Genomic DNA, 21,926 nt, shown 5'->3' with positions numbered 1-21,926 from the left:
ACCGAGCTGACGGTACCGGGCCCGCTTTCTCTCTTTTACCCAATCGACCGCATCGGCAAGCGTGCGTTCGGCGAGCATTTGGTTTAGCAAACCCCATACCGGGTCTTCCTCGTTCATTTTTAACAGCCGTGGTAATTGCGACAAGCTCGTGCCGTTGTCCCGTTCTAAATAAGCTATGCGGATGTCTTTATCTTTCGGGTACTGTTGATCGATTAAAAACTGTTGGATCCGTTCATCCCCTTCGGCATACAGTAAGACGGCAAACGCCGGTTCGCCGTCCCGGCCGGCCCGACCAATCTCTTGCATATACGCCTCTAGCGTCGCCGGCAGTTGGAAATGGATGACAGAGCGCACGTTATCTTTGTTGACGCCCATCCCGAACGCACTCGTACATACCATGATCGCGACTTCGTCGCGTAAAAATTGTGATTGAACGAGGCGCCGGTCTTCGGTCGACATCCCACCGTGATAAAACAAGGCGTCATCGAGTTGAAGCGCGAGCGCTTCAGCTTCCCGTCGTGTCGCCGTATAGATGACGGCCGGTGTCGGCACTTCTCGAACGAGTTCGATCAATCGCGGCATTTTCCGTTCCGTCTCGAGCCGTTCGACGATGAGACGGATCTCAGGCCGATTGGCCGAATGGACGAACTGGGACGGCGAGAATAAAGCTAATTTTTCAATAATGTCCCGTTTCACATTTTCCGGGGCCGTCGCTGTGACGGCCATGCATTGCGGGCTACCGAGTTGCTTACGGAGCTCCCCGAGCCGTGCGTATTCCGGCCTGAACTCGTGACCCCATTGCGAGATGCAGTGCGCTTCATCGATGACGAGCATTTGAATCGGAGTCCTTGCGAGCGCTCGGGTCACGTGCGGCACGGCGAGTTGTTCGGGAGATAGGTATAAGAACCGATAGCGCTTCAAATGATTCAATATGTCTTGTTTCTCTTCTAACGTCTCCATCGACGTCAGCCTCGCCACGCCCCGCTCGCCGCGCTCCCGAATATGGAGCATTTGGTCTTCGATCAACGACAAGAGCGGCGAGACGATAATCGTCAAGCCTTCGTTCTTTAAATACGACGGGAGTTGGAACGTCAATGATTTTCCGGCACCCGTCGGCATGATCGCCAATACGTCCTGCCCTTCGGCGACCGCTTCGATGACGTCACGCTGTCCGGGACGAAACGTCTCGTGACCGAACACACGCTTTAACGTTTTTTCATACAAATGTCTCACCTCGTTTCAATCTCGCGAACACTAACCGAATTTGGAAGTAACTGAGATTGTCGGTTTTCTCGAAGATCGGCTTTAGCGCCCAGCTGTCTTCTTCCCGTAACCGTTCGACTTCGGCAATCGCGTCGGCTGGTACGAATTGATCGAGCGGGAAGTCGTCCAAATACATCGCCATCTCGACGACGTGGTCTTCGATCGTGCTCGTGCGCAAGCGCCTGATTGATTGTACTTGCGCGAACGTGCGACCGGCCAAAAATAAATCGAACGATTCGCGCGCCGATAACGTCATCCGCTCATCCGACAATCCGTGGGCAAACCCTAGTATTTTGGCGTCTCGCGGAACAGTCCGTAACAGCGCGTTCCATCCGGCCAAGAAATAAAGTCGTGCCGTCCGAGCATCGACGTCAAGGAGCGTCGCGATCTGTTCATACGTGTATCCCGTCTCGAACGCCCCGGTGAAGCGATAGACGACTGCCGTCGCATATGGATCACCGACCGTTTCAAGCGCCGTTTCAAGTTCTTGATGAAACGAGGCGATCAGTTCTTTCCAATCTCGTTCCGTTCGCACGATTTGCTTGACCCACCGCTCGGCCATCCGATCGGCTTGGACCGGATAAAATGTGCGCTCGTGTTCGAGTGACATGAACGTTTGGATAAATAAACTGAGACGTTTCCATGTCATCGTCGTGTAGTCACGATACTCGCCTCCGAGCCGGTCGAACAACTGATTGACCGCGTCCGGACTAGCGAGCATACTTCCGGCTTCGGTTAACGTGAACGTCGCCCGATTGAGCCAGCCTCTTTTCTCAAACGAGGCTAACAACTTCTCATAATCATATTTCGTATAAGGGAACAGTCCGAAAATCGGTTCAAGGTCATAAAAAAAAGCATCTTGGAGCGTCGTCGCCGAACGCTTTCCGTTTAAAACGTGGAACAGACTGCGTTCGCTGCGCTCCCCTTTTAAGCGTTGAATCGATAGGAGCAACACTCCGTCGGCTAAATGAACCATCCTTCCACCCTCTCTCATTATTACTATCTCTCCAAAACGTTATTCGTTTCCTCATTGAAAAATTAGGGTATGTAGACTACAATTACTCATAGTCAGTAGAAAGTCATTTCTATGCAGAGAGACGAAACGTTTGGAGGGTTACAAATGGCAAAATTTACTATCGTTGACAAAGATACATGTATCGCATGTGGTGCTTGTGGAGCAGCTGCTCCCGACATCTTCGACTATGATGACGAAGGTCTCGCCTTCAACTTGATGGACGACAACACAGGCACAGTCGAAGTACCTGACGAACTGTCGGAAGATTTGATGGATGCGTTCGAAGGATGTCCGACCGACTCAATCAAAGTCGCTGACGAATCGTTCGATGGCGACGCACTCAAATACGAATAAGAGAGACATGTGTGTCAAGTTGACACACATGTCTTTTTTTAACGGGCCGCTCTTCTAAACCCTGCCGCCTCGGCCTCTCCTTCCGTACAGAACATTTCCTCCGGGTTCGTGCGTTCATAGCTCGCACCGCCCGGCACGTGATAAATTTTCTCGCCTTCCCGATTAATGTTCCCTTTAATGTCACACGCTTCGCTCGGCTCCGGTCGAGGTTTCGCCGGTCGCGCCGCTTCATGGTCGAAACCGTTGCCGGTCACGTAGTCCTCGATGCTCCAAATGCCGAGCAGCTCGCGCCGGGCCGCGCGTTCGACATCGCGGAATGCATCGACGTGCTGGGTGTTCGGGGCGTAAACGTATGCGACTCGTGCGAGACCGCGACGCAGCAGCTCTTCATTGAGCATCGCATCATCATACCATACGTAAGCGAGCGTCCGCTGATAGCGGTCGTACCGCCCGACGTCGTACTCGAGGACGATCGTCTCCCCTTCCGGCAACCAACGCGTGACGAACGCCTTCGCGTCCTCACCGAACGGTTGGACCGGCAACGTCGGATGACTCGTCTCAGGCGTGTCGACGAGCAGGAGTCGAATCGACTCCGTCGCACCGCTCTCAAACTCGACTTTAAGCGTATCGCCATCGATGACGCGGTCTAACGTGACCGTCTCCGTCTTGCCGATCGGCACTCGGACTTTTGTTCCGACGTCCGCTGCCGGGTAATCTGCCTCGAGTTCGACGAGTGATTCCGGCGGCTCGACTTGCTCGGCGAACCAATCATCGACCGAGCAACCGGCTAACGAAACGCTCAGCACGAGAACGAGCAGTAGTTGCCACCATTGTTTCAATTGTCTCACCTCTACACCAGTATAACAAAAAAGGTTGTTTGACTTAAGCGTCAAACAACCTTGGCAAAACGAGACATATGTCCTTTCCCTCGTCAGCGCTTCCCTTTAATATACGGGATACCAACTGATTTCGGAGCGTCCGCTCGTCCGACGACACCTGCTAGGGCGAGGATCGTCAACGCGTACGGCGCGATCAAGAGCAATACTTGCGGTACGTTATTGATGACCGGCAAGTTACTGCCGATGATTGACAGCGCTTGGGCGAACCCGAAGAATAGACCAGCGCCTAGGGCACCGAGCGGGTTCCATTTCCCGAAGATCATCGCGGCAATGGCGAGGAAGCCTTGTCCGACGATCGTCGTCCCACTGAAGTTGGTCGTAACCGTGACGGCATAGACCGCACCAGCCAAACCACCGAACGCACCTGAGAGCATGACGCCCATGAAGCGCATCTTCGTGACGTTGATTCCCATCGTGTCCGCCGCCATCGGATGTTCACCGACTGAACGAAGGCGAAGACCGAACGGCGTCTTGAAGATGACGAACCAGACAACGAACGCGAGGATGATCGCGATGAACGACGTGTATTGGACGTTGATGAAGAACATGCGGAGCACCGGGATGTCTGACAGAATCGGCACGTTCTCTTTAGCGATCCGATATTCGATGAAATCGGTCTGTCCTTTATTGTAAAGAACCCGAACGACGAAGATGGCGAGCCCGACGGCGAGCATGTTGATCGCGACACCGAGAACGGTTTGGTCAGCCCGCCAGAGGATGGCAGGAACGGCCAAGAACAGCGAGAACAGCGCGCCGACGACCATGGCGATCAACAGTGAGAGCCACGGGCTGAGGCCGCCAAATCCCATATCGGTCAATGTGAGCGTGACGATGATCCCCGTCGCCGCACCGATGACCATGATACCTTCTAGAGCGATGTTGACGACACCCGAACGTTCACTGAAAATGCCACCGAGCGCCGCGATGATGAGTGGAGTCGCATAGGCTAACGCAACCGGAACGACGATGTAGAGTACTTCTAAGAAGCTCATTTTTTCTCCACTCCTTTCTTACGGTTTCCTTTAAGTTTTTCAATCACATAGTTCAAGGCATACCCCGACGCCACGAAGATGACGATGGCGGCAATGATGACTTTGACGAGCTCAGACGGGATGTTGGCCCCGAGTTGCATCGCAAGTCCGCCGATGTTGAGCCCGGCGAACAAGATGGCTGCCAGGAAGACACCGACCGCCGTGTTCGCACCGAGCAGGGCGACAGCGATCCCGTCGAATCCGACGCCGGTGAACGACGCGCTGAGCGTCATTCCGTTGAACGTCCCGAGACCTTCCATCGCGCCGGCAAGTCCGGCGAACATTCCAGAGATGACGAACGAGAGAATGATGTTCCGGTTAACGCTCATCCCCGCATATTGCGAGGCGTGTTTGTTAAATCCGACGGCACGAAGCTCATACCCGAGCGTTGTCCGTTGTAAGATGTAGTAATAGACGATCGCTGCGAGCACGGCGATGAGAATACCCCAGTGCAGACGCGAGAACGTCGTCAATTCTTGTAGCAACGGTGAGGCGAGCGAGGCCGAGTCTTTAATATCTTCGGTCCGTTCGTTCGTCACACCGATGACGCTACGCAAAATCGCGTTCGTCGTGTAGAGGGCGATATAGTTCATCATGATTGATGTGATAACTTCATGGACATGGAACTTGGCTTTCAAGAAACCAGGTACGAATGCCCATAGCGCTGCCGCGAACATGGCCGCGAGAAGCGCAAGCGGCAAGTGAATGAACATCGGCAAGTCAAAATTGATCCCGACATAAACCGCTGCCACCCACCCGATCAAGACTTGACCTTCGACCCCGATGTTGAACAGTCCGGTCCGGAACGCGAACGCGACGGCCAAACCTGAGAAAATGAGCGGTGCTGCCGCACGGAGCGTCTCACCGATCGCATACGGGCTGCCGACCATGCCGCTGAAAAGTGATGAGAACCCTTGGATCGGGTTGTAACCACCGATGAGCATGACGATCGCACCGACAAGTAATCCCATCAAGATCGACAAAAGCGGGATGAGAAGTCGATTATATGCTAGCTTGTTCATACTGTTTCTTCCCCTCTCTTACCGCCGGCCATCAAGAAGCCAAGCTCTTGCTCGGTCGTTTCTTTCGGATCGCGAATTCCGACGATCTTTCCTTCGTATAAAACGGCGATCCGGTCGGAGACGTGAAGGATTTCTTCAAGCTCGAACGAGATGAGCAGGACGGCGCGTCCTTTCTCCCGTTCTTTAATGAGTTGCTCGTGAATGAATTCGATGGCTCCGACATCGAGCCCCCGCGTCGGTTGCGCGGCGATCAACAAGTCTGGTGATCGGTCGACTTCCCGGGCGATGATCGCTTTCTGTTGGTTACCGCCCGATAGAGCACGGGCTGGCACGTCGATCGACGGAGTTCGGACGTCAAACTTCTCAATTAACGATTTTGCTTTATCAGCGACGGCTTTATAGTTCATCAAACCACGCTTTGAGAACGGCTCTTTATAGTATGTTTGGAGCACCATATTGTCACGAATCGAATAGTCGAGGACAAGGCCGTGTTTGTGTCGGTCTTGCGGGATGTGCCCGACGCCGGACTCTGTCACTTTACGCGGCGTGAAACCGGTCACGTCTTTCCCGTTCAATAAGATTTTGCCTGCTTCAGGCTTTTTCAGACCTGAAAGCGCTTCAATTAATTCAGTCTGACCATTCCCGTCAATCCCGGCGATACCGAGAATCTCTCCAGAACGAATTTGTAAATCTAGGCCCTCGACGACTTTCAGTCCACGGCTGTCTTTGACGACGAGCTGTTGAACGTCGAGCACGACTTGCTGTGGATCTGCCTTGGAATATTCCGCATCAAAGTTTACTTCACGCCCGACCATCATCTCGGCTAGACTATCTTCATTCACGGTCTCGTCGACTTCGACGGTACCGATATAGCGTCCGCGACGAATGACTGTACAACGATCGGCGACTTGCATGATTTCTTTTAATTTATGCGTGATCAAGATGATCGATTTGCCTTCTTCAATGAGACGCTTCATGATTTGAATGAGTTCTTGGATTTCTTGCGGCGTCAAAACAGCGGTCGGCTCATCAAAAATCAAGATTTCAGCCCCACGGTAAAGCGTTTTTAAAATTTCGACGCGTTGTTGCATCCCAACCGAAATATCCTCGATTTTGGCATCAGGATCGATGCGAAGACCGTATTGCTCCGAGATATCCATTACTTTTTTACGAGCCGTCGCCCGGTCGACCGTCAATCCACTTCTCGGTTCAGACCCGAGAATGATGTTCTCGGTCACCGTAAACTTCTCGACGAGCATGAAGTGTTGGTGTACCATACCGATTCCGAGATCATTGGCGATGTTCGGATTTTCAATATTCACTTTCTCCCCGCGCACTCGAATCTCTCCACCTTCTGGCTGGTAGAGACCGAACAAGACGTTCATTAGCGTTGATTTCCCGGCACCGTTCTCGCCAAGCAGCGCATGAATCTCGCCTTTGCGAAGTTGGAGGGTGATATTGTCGTTGGCTACGAACGTTCCGAACTCTTTGCGAATATTGAGCATTTCAATTACATATTCCAAGAAAGTCCACCCCTAACTTTAAGTAAAGGGAGACCGCGTGGGTCCCCCCTAACTTAATGAATTATTTTACTGTTTTCATGAACTCTTCGAACTCAGCATCAGTCGCTGGAGCCGTGATGTCGCCGTCGATCAACTGCGTGCGGTATTCCTCAACTTTTGTGAGGACGTCAGCTGCAACGTTTTCGCTTGATGTTTCAGCGATACCAACACCATCATCTTTCAATGAGAACTCAACGATTTCGCCTGCTGGGAACTTATCTTCCATCGCAAGTTTCGATACTTCGTAAGTTGCCGTATCAACACGTTTGACCATTGAAGTAAGCGTTACGTTTTCAGGAAGTCCTTCTTCGTACTGGTCACGGTCGACGCCGATGACCCATACGTCTTCGCCGTTCTTCTTACGGTTTTTCGCTTCTGTGAAGACGCCGACACCCGTTCCGCCTGCTGCGTGATAGATGATGTCAGAGCCTGCTCCGTACATCCCTGAAGAGATCGCCGTTCCTTTTTCAGCCGAGTTGAAGTCTTCAGCATACTTGACGTCAATTGTTGCGTCTGGATTGACGGCCATGACGCCCGCTTTATATCCATTTTCGAACTTTTTGATCAAGTCTGACTCGACGCCGCCGATGAAACCGACTTTGTCCGTTGTCGTTGTGAGACCTGCGACGACACCGACGAGGAACGAACCTTCTTGTTCTTTAAACGTGATCGACGCGACGTTCGGTGCGTCCACGACCATGTCGACGAGCGCGAAGTTGTTGTCTGGGAACTGCTCGGCAACTTTCTGAATATCTTCACCCATCAAGAAACCGATACCGTAGATCAAGTTGAAGTTATCGCGCGCCAATTGCTGCAAGTTTGGCTGATAGTCCGCTTGTTTCGAAGATTGAAGATATTTGTAGCCTTCGTTTTCAGTCAAGTTGTTGTCTTCTCCGAACTTTTTAAGACCTTCCCAAGCTGATTGGTTGAACGATTTGTCGTCAACGCCGCCAGTATCGGTTACCATCGCGACTTTGAAGTCGCTGCCTTCTCCGCCTTCGCCGTTTGAAGAAGTATCCTCGTTGTCATCCCCACCGCATGCTGCGAGTACTGTTGAGAGCGTGAGACCTGCTGCTAAAGCTGAAAGAATTGTTTTTTTCTTGTTCATCATCGTCGTGTTTCCCCTTTCGGATCATAACAATTAAGGTTGTCATGTCATCAGTCGTCTTTACACCGGTATAAGAAAGCGCTTTCACGCAATTACCCAAAAATAACCATTTCCGCCTTACAAGAACTTGCTTAGACGCGTTTGCGAACGACGTGGAAGTCGAAGCGGTCCGCTCGGAAAAAGTTTGCCGAATCGAGCAACGGTAAATCGCTCTCATCGTAATGCAGTTGTTTTAAAGCGAGTAACGGTTGGTCCGTTTGAAGTTGGGTCGAGATCTCTGAACTCACACTCGGTTCGATGTGCGTGATCGCATACGCGACCCGACGTCCTACCTCTTTTTCGAGCGCATCGAATAACGACTTTCCTTCTGTCAACGCTTCAGGATTAGAGACGAGATGGGCTGGAATTTTATCCACACAGTAAACGACCGGTGTTTCATCTGCATAACGAATCCGGACAATCCGATAAATCGGTGAGTTCGGTTCAATTTTCAGACGCTCGGCTTCTCTCTCTGTCGCTAACACTTTTTCGGCCACCAATACTTTTGTTCCTGGTGTCATCTTGGCGCGCATGATCATGTCCGTGACACTGAACAGTTCCTCGATCCCAGAAGTGAATGGGGGTTTTGAACTGATGAATGTACCGACACCATGTTTCCGCACGACAAATTTCTCGTCTTCGAGAATGCGAAGCGCTTCTCGGAGCGTCGCTCGACTGACTCCTAGTTGCTTCGACAACTCGAATTCTGAAGGAAGTTTCTCTCCTTCACGATAGACACCATCGTCGATATCCTGCTTGATTTTCTCAATCACGCGAAGATAGAGCAAGCGATGATCGAGCTTGATCGACATGGGCCTCACCACCTTTACCTATTTCTTACCAGTGCTCAGACATCTGACGTATGAATGTCCTTGCCAATTCTAAGTATAGGGATTCCGTAAAAAGAACGCAATACTTTTTTGTTCGGAATCAAGGAAATGTTTTAAAGCCAAGGGATTATGTATACCACTTAGTCTATATTACCTGTTCTACGAGTGTTTGAAAAGAAATCGTAAAATGAAAACGGTATTAAAAAATGAAAGCGTTTCAACGTTTTCAGTAGTATGTCTCAATAGGTCATATAGTCCAGATGTGCTATATAACTTCTACTGTACATGTTTATCCGACGCGAGGTAACTGAATTGACGATACTTTTAAAAATAAACAAAAAACGAACTATTTCGAACGCATTCGTCCTTATAGTTCGTTTTTCACATTATGCATCTTGTTGGTTAATGAGTACTTTCCGTGGCTTCGATCCTTCCGAAGGACCGACATACCCTGCTTGTTCGAGCGAATCAATCAAGCGGGCCGCCCGGTTATAACCGATTCGGAATCTTCGTTGAATCATCGAAGTCGACGCCGTTTCTTGCGTCAAGATGAATTGGACGACTTCTTCGAATAACGAGTCGTCCGAGTCGATCGTCGTCACTTCTTCTTCTTTTGGCATCATCGCCTCGACGTACTGGGCCCGCTGCTGGGCGATGACATGGTTGACGACCGTCTCGACTTCCTGATCGGATACGAACGCCCCTTGGACGCGTACCGGCTTGTTCATTCCGTTCGCAAGCATGAGCATATCACCTCGACCGAGCAGCTTCTCAGCCCCCCCGCCGTCGAGGATCGTTCTTGAATCGGTCGCTGACGAGACCGCGAACGCGATCCGTGATGGGATGTTCGCTTTAATGACACCCGTGATGACGTCGACGGATGGACGTTGCGTGGCGAGCACCATATGGATACCGGCCGCTCGTGCCATCTGGGCGAGCCGCATAATCGCGTCCTCGACGTCGTTTGAGGCGACCATCATCAAGTCGGCCAACTCATCCACGATGACGACGATGAACGGGAGCCGTTTAGCGTCTTCGTCCTCTGACTTGTCGACGAGGTCGTTGTAGCCCTCGATGTTACGGACACCGTAGCGGCTAAACAGCTCGTAGCGGCGCTCCATCTCGGCAACGACTTGCTTGAGCGCTTGAGCCGCTTTTTTCGGATCCGTCACGACCGGCGTCAATAAATGCGGGACGCCGTTGTAGACGTTCAACTCGACCATCTTCGGGTCGATCATCATGAGGCGGACTTGATCTGGCCGCGTCCGCATCAAAATAGACACGATCATCCCATTGATACAGACCGACTTCCCAGAGCCGGTCGACCCTGCGACGAGTAGATGAGGCATCTTGTTCAACGCGATCGTGACCGTCTCACCGCTAATACTGCGACCGAGCGCGACGAGGAGCGGTGCCTCATCGCGTTTGACAGGCTCCGCTTCTAACACCTCACGCAGACAGACCGGCGCGACTTCTTGGTTCGGGACTTCGATGCCGATGGCCGCCTTCCCTGGGATCGGTGCTTCGATGCGAATGTCTTTGGCGGCAAGCGCGAGTGCGAGATCATCACTCAATGAGGTGATCCGGCTCACTTTGACGCCGATGTCCGGTTGCAGCTCGTACTTCGTGACAGTCGGACCGAGATGGATTTTGAGCACTTTCACCCCGACGCCGAACGACTTGAGCGTTTGGACGAGTTTCGTTGCGTTCGCCTTCAATCGTGCGTTCTCTCCTGACAAGTCGGTCACGACCGGTTCACTTAAAATCGTGAACTTCGGCAATTCGTATGTCGCAGACACGTCCTGAGCCGCTGTCATCATCATGTCCTCGGTCGGGATATCTGATACAACCTCGCTCTTCACTGTCTCGTCAGACACTTTCTGACGCTTCTCGGCGTCGATGGTCTCACTAAACCCGACAATCGGAATATCATGCATGACGACGGCGTCCGCCTCGGCCTCCACTTCTTGAGGCTTGGGTGTTGATTCGGACGCGCGTGCGTCGACCCGCTTCTTCTCAGTCGGTTTCGGTTTGGCGGGTGTACGTTCTCGGTCACGCCATTCTTGTTTAATCGCAACGAAACTTTCAAGCAACCGGTTCCCGATTGTCCGCCAAATCGCCGGAGACAGAAGCGAGACACCGACGACGAGGCTGATGATGCCAAGGAAGATAATCCCGAAGTCCGATAGCAAGTATTGGTTCAATCCGTAGAGCGCCCCGTTGACCACTCCCCGTTCCGCTCCCCACACCATATCCCCGAACAATAGGAAGGACACGAACAGCAGGAAGATGCCGGCTCGTTGGATCGGACGGAAATCGTTCAAGAATACAAGCAAGATGAATGTGACGATCAAATATGTGAGTGCACCCCAGCCCCCAAACAGCGTCGTCGCAAACGTCGCTGTCTGAGTCCCGACCCAGCCGAACTCGAACAGCGAAAAGATGAACGCGATCATCGACAAGATAAAGCCGGCCCAACCATATGTACGGAGTGGGATTGGCTGTTTCCGCTTACGATTCCTCGTCGTCGGTCGCGGCTTACGCTTCACCGGGGTCTTTCTCGTTTTTTGTGCCAACTTCTACTCCTCCTAAAAAAAGAGGCAAAAGTCAGATGACTTTTGCCTCGATCTCAATTCTTTAAATTTCCATGATGATCGGCAAGATCATCGGACGACGTTTCGTCTGTTCAAACAAGAAGACGCTGAGCCGCTCGCGGATATTTGATTTCAATTCGGTCCAATCACTTCCAGCTTCGAGACTCTTCTCAATCTGTTTCGTGACAATCCGGTTCGCTTCTGAGATCATCACTTCTGATTCGCGCATATAGACAAATCCACGCGAGATGAGTTCAGGGCCTGAAATCAACTTCTTCTGTTTACGGTTCAACGTGACGACACAGAGGACGACACCATCTTGCGACAAGAGGCGACGGTCGCGGAGAACGATATTCCCGACGTCCCCGACACCGATTCCATCGATCAAGACGTTGCCGGCAGGAACTTTACGGCTCATCCGGGCTTTACGGCCCGTGAACTCGACGACGTCACCTTTCTCGACGATAAAGATGTTGCTCGAATTGATCCCGACCTGTTGGGCGAGTTTCGAGTGGGCCATCTGCATCCGGTACTCCCCGTGAATCGGGAGGAAGTATTTCGGCTTGACGAGGTTGAGCATGAGCTTGAGCTCTTCAGCCGAACCGTGACCGGATACGTGCACTTTACGCTGGTTATAGATGACGTTCGCACCAGAACGGAATAAGAGATCGATCGTTTTCGAGACCGATTTTTCGTTACCCGGAATTGGCGTCGCCGCGATCACCACGGTATCATTCAAGCGAATATTCACTTGTTTGTGGGCGTTACGCGCCATGCGCGTCAAAGCCGCCATCGGCTCACCTTGTGAACCGGTCGTCAAGATGACGACTTTATCGTCCGGCAAACGGTTCACTTGCGAGAGCTCGACGAGCGTCTTCGGCTTGAAACGAAGGTAGTTCAGACGTTGTGCGACTTCGACGATGTTGACCATGCTGCGTCCGACGACTGCGACTTTACGGTCGTTCGCCTCGGCTGCAGCAAATACTTGTTGCAAACGATGGACGTTCGAAGCGAACGACGCGACGATCACACGACCCTCGGCTTGATAGATCACATCGTTTAATTCAGCACCGACTAAAGATTCAGACCCTGTTTGGCCTGGTCGTTCTGCGTTTGTTGAATCTGACAATAAACAGAGCACACCGCGCTGACCGATGGCTGCTAACTTGTTAAAGTCAGACTGCTTCCCATCGACCGGCGTGTAGTCGAATTTAAAGTCGCCGGTATGAACGATCGCGCCTTGTGACGTTTGAATGCAGACACCGACACAGTCAGGGATTGAATGGTTGACGCGGAAGAAAGTGATGAAATGATCAGCGATAGTCAATTTCGTTTTAGCGTCAATCAATCTAAGGTCGACTTCTTTCAGTAAGCCCGCCTCTTTTAACTTGAGCTCGATTAAACCGAGCGTCAATTTCGTCCCGTAGACCGGGACATGCTTCAAGTCACGGAGTACGTAGCTGAGTCCGCCGATATGGTCTTCGTGACCATGGGTGATGAAAATAGCGCGTACCCGATCTTTGTTTTCTTTTAAATACGTAATGTCCGGGATGACGATATCAATCCCGAGCATCTCATCGCCTGGAAACATAAGGCCGGCATCGATGACGAAGATGTCGTCGTCTAGTTCCACGACGTACATGTTCTTCCCGATTTCGCCTACGCCACCAAGCGCAAAGACGCTAACGTTCTCTGTCTTCTTCTTTGACACTAACAAAAACCTCCTAGATGATTCATATTCTGTTTCGTCCACTTATCGCTACTGAATATTGTATCGGAAAAAACGCTTATATGCCACCATTTCCGTTCAATCGACTAGAGGTTTCATCACATCCGCGAGCGGCATCGTCGCTTTAGTGTCCGGCCGCTTGCCAGCTGCGAGCTGTCGAACCGATAAGCCGAAGTCCATCTGCAAGTGAGGATAGTCCGGAAAACTTCTCCAGTCCCCACCCCATTCGAAGCCGAGCGCTTTTCCGAGTTCACCGAGTTCTTGCCAGTCGGGTTCCCCCGATTTATTGTGATCCGCGTTCAAATCGTAGTCGGCCCGGTTATCGTGGATGATGACAAAATCGACCGCGAGTCCATAGTTATGATAACTTTGTCCCGCCTTGGCGTTCGTCACGACTTGCCCTGGTTTTGAGCGTCCTTGCGCGTAGAGCGCATTCTGTTCATCGGCCGAACGATAGCCTGACGTCAAGCGGACTTCAAGCCCGAGACATGAATACGCCAGTCTTACGAACGATTCGCCACGATCACGCACATGAGGATGCAAGTTGGCAAACGCCTTGTCACTACGGTCGACAATCGTCTGTTCCGAGCGCGGGCTCCGTTCGCACATCCCGGCTTCGAACGTCGGTTCATCGACCCAAGGCATCGGCCCGGGCCGCGAGAACGTATACGCCAAGAAGATCCCAATCAAAAACGCCGTCATCGCAAACGTCAAAACGCCTGACCATTTCATCTTCTTAACCGTTTACGGAGTCCTTTGACGAGCGGTAATCCTGTCTCGAGGGCAAAGTAGAGCGGGCGGTTCAAGACGAGGTCGAACTCGCCGACTTTCTCGATTTGATCGCTGCCCCAGCCCGATTTAAACGCATACAGGCCCGCATATTCATCGTCCGGCTCCGTACTGCCCGATACACCACCGAAATCATAGCGCTCGGCACCACTTGCCTTGGCAGATTGCATCATCGTCCATTGCATCAGGTGGTTCGGCATGAACTCCCGAAACTCGTTCGAGGAAGCACCGTATAAGTAATACGAACGGCGGCCGGCGAGCGTCAACAAGCCGCCCGATAACACGAGACCATCCGGATAGCTGGCATGAAGCTGTTCGAGTTCCGGCAAGGCCGCTTCAGCTTTCACGAGTTGATCGCGCGTCTGTTTCTGACGATTCGACAAACTGATCCGTTTTTTCTCGACTGTTTCTTTTTCCAAAGACCGTTCGATCTTGTCAAGATCCCGTTTTGCTTTGTCGAGCGTCGCCATTTGTTGATCGAGCGCGAGTTTCGGTTCAAGTTTCGTCAAAAATAAACGAGCGTCATTCGGCTGCAGGCAATCGTATAAGTTCTCGAAGTAATCGAGCCCGCGAATGGCGAAGCCGTCACGCTCACCTGTGACTTTCATCAGTTCGGCGAACGTTTTCAAGCCGTCCCGACCGACTTCAGTACAGACAATCCCTTTACGCTCGGCAAGACGGACGTTATAGCGAAACTTATGATGGAACTTGGCGAAAATATCTTTCTCGCTCGGACGGAGGTCCGTCTCCATCGTGAAACGGGGTTGGGCATAGTCAAAGCCGCCGCCGTACCCTTTATGTGTAAAACCGAGGCTAGACATTTCCGTAAGTAAGCCCGGTACTTCGTCCCGGTCGATGTTCGGATCGATTTTGATGACGATCGCCTTTTTCAGTTTGGCGACGCGTTTCGCTTCCTCGGTCAAGGCACGCAATGATGCCACGTCATCGTAATCGACGACGAAACCGCGCGGTGCGTAACAAAGCGTGAACGGTAGCTTTGGCACTTGTTTGAATAAAAGAAGCGCCACTCCTGTCGTCTCACTATTTGTAGCGACGGCAATCCGCTCAGCGGACCAACCATTTTGTTTTTTGACGTCTGCCCAACTCGAAAGTTGGAGCAAGTCGCCGCGGTCGTGTGCTTTGACGAAATCGTCATGCTCTGTCTCTGTCAAGGTAATCGGTTGTACTGCCATAAATCAAGATTCCTCCGTATTTAAAATTGTCGCCCGGACGATCGCTTCCTCATCGAGCGGGATTTTCTCGTTACCGATGATTTGGTACTTCTCATGTCCTTTACCGGCCAACACGACGATATTATCCGCTTTGGCTAGACGTGCGGCGTAAGACACCGCTTCTTCACGGTCGCCGATTTCAACAAAGTTGTCATGGGTCATCCCGGCGGCAATGCCGCTCGTGATCGAATCATACGCCTCAAAACGTGGATCATCCGTCGTGATGATGACGGTACCGGCATATTTTGAGGCCATCTCGCCCATTGTCGGGCGTTTCGTCACATCGCGATTTCCGCCTGTTCCAATCAAGAAGACGATGTTCTCTTTAGGGACACCGACAAGCGACTTCAAACATTGCTCAATCCCGTCCGGTGTATGGGCATAGTCCGCATAGACGTTATACCCAGGCACGTCGAGTCGTTGCATCCGTCCCTTGGCCGGATGAATCGATTCGAGCGCTTGGATGATCTCAGGTAAACTGTACCCAGCCGCGAGCAGGCAACCCGTCGCAAGCAACAGGTTGTATACGTTGAAACGTCCGATGAACTGGACCGTCACCGGCAGACTGACTCCTTGATAGTTGAGACGGAAACTCGTGTCTGACAGTGTCTGAACGATGTCTGACGCTGTCACATCCGCCATTTCGTCGATGGCGTATGTGATGACACGAGCACCCGTCATCGTCTCGTAAAGCTTGCTGTACGGATCGTCCGCATTCAAGACGGCAACTTTGTCGCGCGACGCCATCTGTCCGAGTTGGGCGAACAGCAAACCTTTGGCCCGCGCATAGTTTTCAAACGTCCCGTGAAAATCGAGATGGTCGTGTGTCAAGTTCGTGAAACCGACGATGTCGAAGTCCGTTCCGATGACACGACCTAGTTCAAGTCCGTGTGATGACACTTCCATCATCACATCGGTCACCCCTTCACCGCGCATGCGAGCCAGCAGCTGCTGAAGCTCAGAACTTTGCGGCGTCGTGTTCTTGCTCGGGACGACCGTATCGTTAATCCGGACCTCGACCGTACCGATCAATCCGGTGCTATGTCCAAGCTTTGATAAAACGTCACGTAAAATCGTCGTCGTCGTCGTTTTTCCGTTCGTCCCCGTGATACCGAACAGACGCATCTGTTCAGACGGATAGTTATAAAATGCCGACGCTAATAAGCCGACCGTACGCGAACTATCGCGCACGAGCAGGTTTGGGACGCTGATGTCGAGCGGGCGCTCACTGACGACCGCGACCGCCCCTTTACTCACCGCTAAGTCCGCATAGTCGTGACCGTCGACGGTGTAGCCTTTAATCGCGACAAACAGCGTTCCTGGTACGACTTCCCGTGAATCGGTCGTGACATGGGTCACGTTGATGCCCTCTATAGTTGGTTGATTAATCAATTGTATATTGGTTGCTAAATCCGTTAAGTTCAAGTCTTTCCCTTCTTTCACCTGTATCCTGTCCAATGTAAAGAATACCTCTTAATCAGTGTAGAGAACTTACAATCTGGTTTCAAGTCAGTCTTCGGACGGAAGAACATATGATTTTGCCGGGACGTGCCCGAGCAGTTCCCGAATCAAGGCGTTGACTTCATCGGTTTCGATGCGGTCGATTTTATTGAGCACTTCGTCCAAATCCTCGACTTCGTCGAGTAAGACGAGGTTACGCCCGTTCCGGTTCATTCGGGCGCTCGTGCTTTCGTTGCCGAGGACGAGTGAACCTTTCAACTGGCGTTTGCCTTTAGCGACTTCTTCTTCGGTTAACCCCTGCGCCTTGAGCGCTTCAAGTTCACGCTCCATGATCGTCTCGACTTGAGTGAGTGTTTCCGGTGACGTCCCGATATAAATCGTGAACGTGCCATGGTCAACGAACGTCGTATAGTACGAATAGATCGAGTAAGCTAACCCTTGCTCTTCACGAATCGATTGAAACAGCCGCGACGACATCGTCGCACCGATCGCGTTGTTTGCCAGCGCCAGGTGCGGGAGCCGGTCGTTCGTTGCCGAAATCGCCTCGAAATTCCAACAAAGGTGCGCCTGCTCCGTCTCTTTATGCTTTTTCAACACATCACTGTATAGAACCGGAATCGTCGATTCTTTCGGTGATTCCCCTGATGGGAGTTCCGCAAACCTCGACGTGACCGCTTCGACCAGCTCGTCGGTCACATGACCGGCGATCGAGACGACGACACGGTTGCCTGTATACATTGATTCGACATAACGCAGCAATTGATCGCGAGAGAAACTGAGCACGCTCGCTTCCGTCCCGAGAATCGGCTTCGCTAATATATCGTCACGGTAGACGGCATAGGCGAGCAACTCATGCACGAGGTCTTCCGGCGTATCTTCGTACATTTTAATCTCTTCTAACACGACCCGTTTCTCTTTTTCAAGCTCAGTCTCATCAAAGACTGAATGGAACAACATATCGGCCAGTGCGTCGAAGGCGATGACAGCATGTTCATCGAGCGTCTTGACGTAGTAGCATGTATGGTCTTTTGAAGTGAAGGCGTTCACACTGCCGCCAAGCTCATCAAAAAATGAAGCGATTTCTTTCGCCGTTTTTGTTGTTGTTCCTTTGAACAACATATGTTCGATCAAGTGGCTGATCCCGATCTCATTGTCTTCCTCGGTCCGTGTCCCGGCTTTGATGAATACACCGGTCGATGTACTGCGGACGTCTGCCATCGGTTCGATCACGATGCGGACGCCATTCTTTAAGGTAATCCATTCCATTTTATCACTCCTATGAAAAAGGCCATCGCACCAGACGATGGCCAAAATAATTAGTTTGTTGGTCTTGACGGACGGCGGTCTCCGTCACGACGCGGAGGACGACTGTCACGTGGCGGACGGCTCTCGCGTTGTGCTTTACGTTTCGCTTCATACGCTTCTCGCTCTTCCGGAGAAAGCCCTTCGACAATCAACGTTTTATGCGAGGCGTTGACGCGGCCTTTATCGTCAATTTCTGTGACTTTGACTTTGATCGTGTCACCGAGCTTGACGACGTCTTCCACGTTGGCGACGCGGTCGAGGCTGAACTCAGAGACGTGGACGAGCGCGTCTTTGCCTTTGAACAACTCGACGAATGCGCCGAACTTCTCGATCCGACGGACTGTCGCGTCGAACACTTCGCCGACTTCGACTTCACGGATGATATCACCGATGAGTGTCATCGCCATGTCGATACCTTCTTGATCGGTCGAGGCGATGAACACCGTACCATCCTGTTCGATATCGATTTTGACACCAGTTTGATCGATGATGCTGTTGATCATCTTACCACCAGGTCCGATGACGTCGCGAATCTTGTCTGGATTGATTTTCATCGTGACAATCTTCGGAGCATACTTCGACAACTGTGGACGCGATGAGTCAAGCGTTTCGAGCATGTGGTTGAGAATGTGGAGGCGGCCTGAACGAGCTTGTTCGAGCGCTTCTTCCAAAATCTCACGCGTGATGCCGGCGATTTTAATGTCCATCTGCAACGCTGTGATCCCGTCTTTCGTTCCAGCGACTTTGAAGTCCATGTCGCCGAGATGATCTTCGAGACCTTGGATGTCAGTGAGTACTGTATAGTGTTCGCCTTCCATGATGAGACCCATCGCGATTCCCGCGACCGGTGCCTTGATCGGAACTCCGGCGTCCATGAGGGCGAGTGTCGAGCCACAGATTGAAGCCTGTGAACTCGAACCGTTCGACTCGAGCACTTCTGAGACGAGACGGATCGTATACGGGAAGTCTGCTTCTTTCGGGATGACCGGGAGAAGCGCACGTTCACCGAGCGCACCGTGGCCGATTTCGCGGCGGCCCGGCGCGCGAACCGGACGAGCTTCACCGACCGAGAACGGCGGGAAATTGTAATGGTGCATGAAACGTTTATTCTCTTCTAAGCCGATGCCGTCGATGATTTGAGCGTCACCGATGACGCCGAGTGTCGCAACCGACATGACTTGCGTCTGCCCTCGTGTGAACAAACCGACACCGTGCGCACGCGGCAACACGCCGACTTCTGAAGCGAGTGGACGGATGACTTCCGGACGACGGCCGTCTGGACGAACTTTATCGACCGTGATCAAGCGGCGGACCTCGTCTTTGACGAACTTGTTCAAAATACCAGATACTTCTTTCAACTTGGCCGGCTCGTCAGCGAGACGCGCTTCATACAACGTGACATACTTCGCGATGACTTCGTTGATCGCTTCGTCACGCGCGTGTTTCTCTTCAACTTGAACGGCAGCGTTAATTTCTGGGCGAGCCGCTTCAAGTTCTTGTGACAATACGTCGTCAAATTTAGAGACCGTGTATTCAAACTTCGGTTTCCCGACCGCTTCGACGATTTCCGTTTGGAACGCGACGAGCTTTTTGATCTCTTCGTGACCGAACAAAATCGACTCGAGCATGACGTCTTCCGGTACTTCGTTCGCGCCTGCTTCGACCATGTTGATCGCAGTTGCCGTTCCGGCGACTTGAAGTTCAAGATCTGTCTTCTCGAGTTGTGCGACCGTCGGGTTGACGACGAACTGTCCGTCCACACGTCCGACCGTCGCTCCAGCGATCGGTCCGTCAAACGGGATGTCCGAGATCGACAAGGCGATCGACGTTCCGAGCATACCAGCCATCTCAGCCGAGCAGTCCGGATCATTCGACATGACGTAAATCATGACTTGGATGTCGTGACGGAATCCGTCTGGGAATAATGGACGGATTGGACGGTCGATGAGACGTGACGTTAAAATCGCATTCTCACCAGGACGACCTTCCCGACGAAGGAAACCTCCTGGGATTTTACCGACCGAGTATAATTTTTCTTCATAGTTGACCGTAAGCGGGAAGAAATCTAAATCCTTTGGTCCTTTTGAAGCTGTGACCGCGGCGAGCACGACCGTGTCCCCGTACCGGACGAGTGCAGAACCGTTCGCCTGCTTCGCGAGTTGACCTACTTCTACAGACAGCGGACGACCGCCCCATTCTGTAGAAAAAACTTGTTTCGTACCTAACATGTACATTCTCCTCTCAAACCTTATCTAGTTTATTATGTAACTCATTCATATGTTTGTCTAATGATTTTCCTCCAAAAAAAGAAGAAACGGACTAGGAACGAATGTCCCAGTCCGTCATTTGGCCCGTTCGGATTAACGACGGAGACCAAGGCGTTGAATCAATTCACGGTAACGTGTTACGTCCTTGTTACGAAGGTACGTGAGCAAGTTACGGCGACGTCCAACCATTTTCAAAAGACCGCGACGTGAGTGGTGGTCTTTCTTATGTGTGCGAAGATGTTCGTTCAAAGTGTTGATTTGTTCAGTCAAAACAGCAACTTGAACTTCCGGTGAACCAGTGTCACCTTGTTTTGTCGCGTATTCCGCGATGATTTCGTTTTTACGTTCTTTTGAGAGTGCCATTGCCTCTCCACCTCCATTTAATAGAAAATTGCCGCGTTGCCGAGCCGTCGTTGGTGAATCGTCCAGCCAAGCGAAGCGGTGTACTTTGCGTACCAAACTAGAATACATGACCCCTACCTCAAAGTCAAGATAGGATTGTCCGAGCCGCCGTCTCATCTTGTTTCAACTGCGCGATCAGCGAATCGAGTCCATCGAACGCCCGTTCATCGCGCAAATAGTGAACCCATTCGATTTCGAGCAATTGTCCGTACAAGTCCTCCGAAAAATCAAATAAATGACTTTCAATCGAGACGTCTCCGGTGTCATAAAACGTCGGCCGACGACCGACGTTCGTCATCGCATCAAACGTCCGGCCGTCTTCTAGGCGGACGCGGGTCGCATAAACGCCGAGCCGTGGCATGACATAAGACGCATCCATCACCATGTTCGCGGTCGGATAGCCGATCGTCCGCCCTCTGGCGTCACCATGGATGACTTCGCCACAGATGACGTAAGGCGCCCCTAACAGCTCACTCGCCAGGTCGACACTGCCTGCGCCAAGAAGTTTGCGGATCCGGGTCGAAGAGACTTTGTCGCCGTCACTCGTCTGTTCGGCGACGACGGACGTCGTGAAGCGTCCTCGGGCGTGGTAGGGCATCGTCTCCATCGTCCCTTCCCCGAATTTCCCGTACGAATAGTCAAATCCGGCCGTCACGTGCACGGCGCCCGCGCCGATCAAATAATCGTCGACGAACTGTTGCGGTGACAGTGATGCCAATTGCTTTGTGAACGTCAAGACGAGACAACGTTCGACACCGAGCGCGGCGATCCGCTGTAATTTTCGTTTGAGCGGCGTGATATAACGGACAGCATCCGCATTGTTCGACAGCACTTGTTTCGGGTGCGGATCGAACGTGACGACGGTCACGGGCACGTCAAGCTGCTCCGCGCGCTGTTTGGCGTGCTCGATCACGGCTTGATGGCCGATGTGAACGCCGTCGAAGAATCCGAGTACCATGACCGAAGGGACAAACTCTGGCGTCTCGGGATGTGTGAGATGTATCGTTTCCATACTTCAAATTCC

At 52.0% G+C, this 21,926-nt stretch carries 18 protein-coding genes; 1 reads left to right on the top strand and 17 read right to left on the bottom strand.

From position 1 onward, the window contains the following. Both A6395_RS14970 and A6395_RS14965 read right to left on the bottom strand, forming a co-directional pair. Window positions 1–1,233, bottom strand: a 1,233-nt coding sequence (locus tag A6395_RS14970) for a RecQ family ATP-dependent DNA helicase (RefSeq protein WP_071399642.1), incomplete at its 3' end; no start/stop codon positions are given. Next, the gene (locus A6395_RS14965) at window positions 1,217–2,239 is read right to left on the bottom strand and encodes a YpbB family protein (RefSeq protein WP_071399636.1); all 1,023 of its coding nucleotides are present in this window, start codon (window positions 2,237–2,239) and stop codon (window positions 1,217–1,219) included. The genes A6395_RS14970 and A6395_RS14965, both read right to left, overlap by 17 nt. Window positions 2,240–2,383: 144 nt before the next feature. Between A6395_RS14965 and A6395_RS14960 the strand changes: the two genes are divergently transcribed. After that, entirely contained in the window at window positions 2,384–2,632 is a 249-nt protein-coding gene (locus A6395_RS14960) for a ferredoxin (RefSeq protein ID WP_016510114.1), read from the top strand. Between the two features lie 38 nt (window positions 2,633–2,670). On the opposite strand, the gene A6395_RS14955 is transcribed toward A6395_RS14960, so the two are convergent. The 15 genes from A6395_RS14955 to A6395_RS14885 form a co-directional block, all read right to left on the bottom strand. Continuing rightward, window positions 2,671–3,480 (bottom strand): thermonuclease family protein, encoded by an 810-nt coding sequence (locus tag A6395_RS14955; RefSeq protein WP_071399635.1) that lies wholly within the window; start codon window positions 3,478–3,480, stop codon window positions 2,671–2,673. A gap of 83 nt (window positions 3,481–3,563) precedes the next feature. Next, window positions 3,564–4,523, bottom strand: coding sequence for an ABC transporter permease (locus tag A6395_RS14950; protein ID WP_071399634.1), 960 nt, complete (start codon window positions 4,521–4,523; stop codon window positions 3,564–3,566). Next, window positions 4,520–5,584 (bottom strand): ABC transporter permease, encoded by a 1,065-nt coding sequence (locus A6395_RS14945; RefSeq protein ID WP_071399633.1) that lies wholly within the window; start codon window positions 5,582–5,584, stop codon window positions 4,520–4,522. The genes A6395_RS14950 and A6395_RS14945 overlap by 4 nt, the downstream gene beginning before the upstream one ends. After that, entirely contained in the window at window positions 5,581–7,107 is a 1,527-nt protein-coding gene (locus tag A6395_RS14940) for an ABC transporter ATP-binding protein (protein ID WP_071399632.1), read from the bottom strand. The genes A6395_RS14945 and A6395_RS14940 overlap by 4 nt, the downstream gene beginning before the upstream one ends. Window positions 7,108–7,168: 61 nt before the next feature. Continuing rightward, entirely contained in the window at window positions 7,169–8,254 is a 1,086-nt protein-coding gene (locus A6395_RS14935; RefSeq protein WP_071399641.1) for a BMP family lipoprotein, read from the bottom strand. 131 nt (window positions 8,255–8,385) lie between these two features. Beyond that, window positions 8,386–9,105 carry a GntR family transcriptional regulator gene (locus tag A6395_RS14930; RefSeq protein ID WP_016510124.1) on the bottom strand — a complete coding sequence of 240 codons (720 nt, stop codon included), beginning with the start codon at window positions 9,103–9,105 and terminating at the stop codon, window positions 8,386–8,388. A 404-nt stretch (window positions 9,106–9,509) separates the two neighbouring features. Then, entirely contained in the window at window positions 9,510–11,699 is a 2,190-nt protein-coding gene (locus A6395_RS14925; protein ID WP_071399631.1) for an FtsK/SpoIIIE family DNA translocase, read from the bottom strand. Between the two features lie 61 nt (window positions 11,700–11,760). Beyond that, window positions 11,761–13,428: a ribonuclease J gene (locus A6395_RS14920; protein WP_070327456.1), complete on the bottom strand. Its 1,668-nt coding sequence runs from the start codon at window positions 13,426–13,428 to the stop codon at window positions 11,761–11,763. 96 nt (window positions 13,429–13,524) lie between these two features. Continuing rightward, complete coding sequence (locus tag A6395_RS14915; protein WP_071399630.1) at window positions 13,525–14,178, bottom strand: M15 family metallopeptidase; 654 nt, start codon at window positions 14,176–14,178, stop codon at window positions 13,525–13,527. Beyond that, the gene (locus A6395_RS14910) at window positions 14,175–15,428 is read right to left on the bottom strand and encodes a lipid II:glycine glycyltransferase FemX (protein ID WP_070327458.1); all 1,254 of its coding nucleotides are present in this window, start codon (window positions 15,426–15,428) and stop codon (window positions 14,175–14,177) included. Before A6395_RS14910 ends, A6395_RS14915 begins: the two co-directional genes overlap by 4 nt. Window positions 15,429–15,431: 3 nt before the next feature. Then, window positions 15,432–16,910, bottom strand: a complete 1,479-nt coding sequence (locus A6395_RS14905; protein ID WP_084813105.1) for a UDP-N-acetylmuramoyl-L-alanyl-D-glutamate--2,6-diaminopimelate ligase — start codon at window positions 16,908–16,910, stop codon at window positions 15,432–15,434. Window positions 16,911–16,976: 66 nt separating this feature from the next. Further along, window positions 16,977–18,194 carry a M16 family metallopeptidase gene (locus A6395_RS14900; RefSeq protein WP_071399629.1) on the bottom strand — a complete coding sequence of 406 codons (1,218 nt, stop codon included), beginning with the start codon at window positions 18,192–18,194 and terminating at the stop codon, window positions 16,977–16,979. Between the two features lie 50 nt (window positions 18,195–18,244). Continuing rightward, on the bottom strand, window positions 18,245–20,461 hold the full coding sequence (pnp, locus tag A6395_RS14895; protein WP_071399628.1) for a polyribonucleotide nucleotidyltransferase: 2,217 nt from the start codon (window positions 20,459–20,461) through the stop codon (window positions 18,245–18,247). A 132-nt stretch (window positions 20,462–20,593) separates the two neighbouring features. Further along, window positions 20,594–20,863, bottom strand: coding sequence for a 30S ribosomal protein S15 (rpsO, locus tag A6395_RS14890; RefSeq protein WP_016508254.1), 270 nt, complete (start codon window positions 20,861–20,863; stop codon window positions 20,594–20,596). 124 nt (window positions 20,864–20,987) lie between these two features. Next, a complete protein-coding gene (locus A6395_RS14885; protein ID WP_071399627.1) occupies window positions 20,988–21,914 on the bottom strand; it encodes a bifunctional riboflavin kinase/FAD synthetase in 927 nt (308 codons plus the stop codon). Between the last annotated feature and the right edge of the window lie 12 nt (window positions 21,915–21,926).

This window comes from Exiguobacterium sp. SH31 (assembly GCF_001816105.1).
GTDB lineage: Bacteria > Bacillota > Bacilli > Exiguobacteriales > Exiguobacteriaceae > Exiguobacterium > Exiguobacterium aurantiacum_A.
This window is presented reverse-complemented; position numbering and strand designations above follow the sequence as displayed.

Excerpts from the sequence above, each read along its gene's own strand:
- A6395_RS14935 (WP_071399641.1), bottom strand. The coding sequence starts at position 8,254 with ATGAACAAGAAAAAAACAATTCTTTCAGCTTTAGCAGCAGGTCTCACG.
- A6395_RS14900 (WP_071399629.1), bottom strand. The coding sequence starts at position 18,194 with ATGGAATGGATTACCTTAAAGAATGGCGTCCGCATCGTGATCGAACCG.
- rpsO (WP_016508254.1), bottom strand. The coding sequence starts at position 20,863 with ATGGCACTCTCAAAAGAACGTAAAAACGAAATCATCGCGGAATACGCG.
- A6395_RS14915 (WP_071399630.1), bottom strand. The coding sequence starts at position 14,178 with ATGAAATGGTCAGGCGTTTTGACGTTTGCGATGACGGCGTTTTTGATT.
- A6395_RS14965 (WP_071399636.1), bottom strand. The coding sequence starts at position 2,239 with ATGGTTCATTTAGCCGACGGAGTGTTGCTCCTATCGATTCAACGCTTA.
- A6395_RS14910 (WP_070327458.1), bottom strand. The coding sequence starts at position 15,428 with ATGGCAGTACAACCGATTACCTTGACAGAGACAGAGCATGACGATTTC.
- A6395_RS14950 (WP_071399634.1), bottom strand. The coding sequence starts at position 4,523 with ATGAGCTTCTTAGAAGTACTCTACATCGTCGTTCCGGTTGCGTTAGCC.
- A6395_RS14885 (WP_071399627.1), bottom strand. The coding sequence starts at position 21,914 with ATGGAAACGATACATCTCACACATCCCGAGACGCCAGAGTTTGTCCCT.
- A6395_RS14930 (WP_016510124.1), bottom strand. The coding sequence starts at position 9,105 with ATGTCGATCAAGCTCGATCATCGCTTGCTCTATCTTCGCGTGATTGAG.
- pnp (WP_071399628.1), bottom strand. The coding sequence starts at position 20,461 with ATGTTAGGTACGAAACAAGTTTTTTCTACAGAATGGGGCGGTCGTCCG.
- A6395_RS14945 (WP_071399633.1), bottom strand. The coding sequence starts at position 5,584 with ATGAACAAGCTAGCATATAATCGACTTCTCATCCCGCTTTTGTCGATC.
- A6395_RS14960 (WP_016510114.1), top strand. The coding sequence starts at position 2,384 with ATGGCAAAATTTACTATCGTTGACAAAGATACATGTATCGCATGTGGT.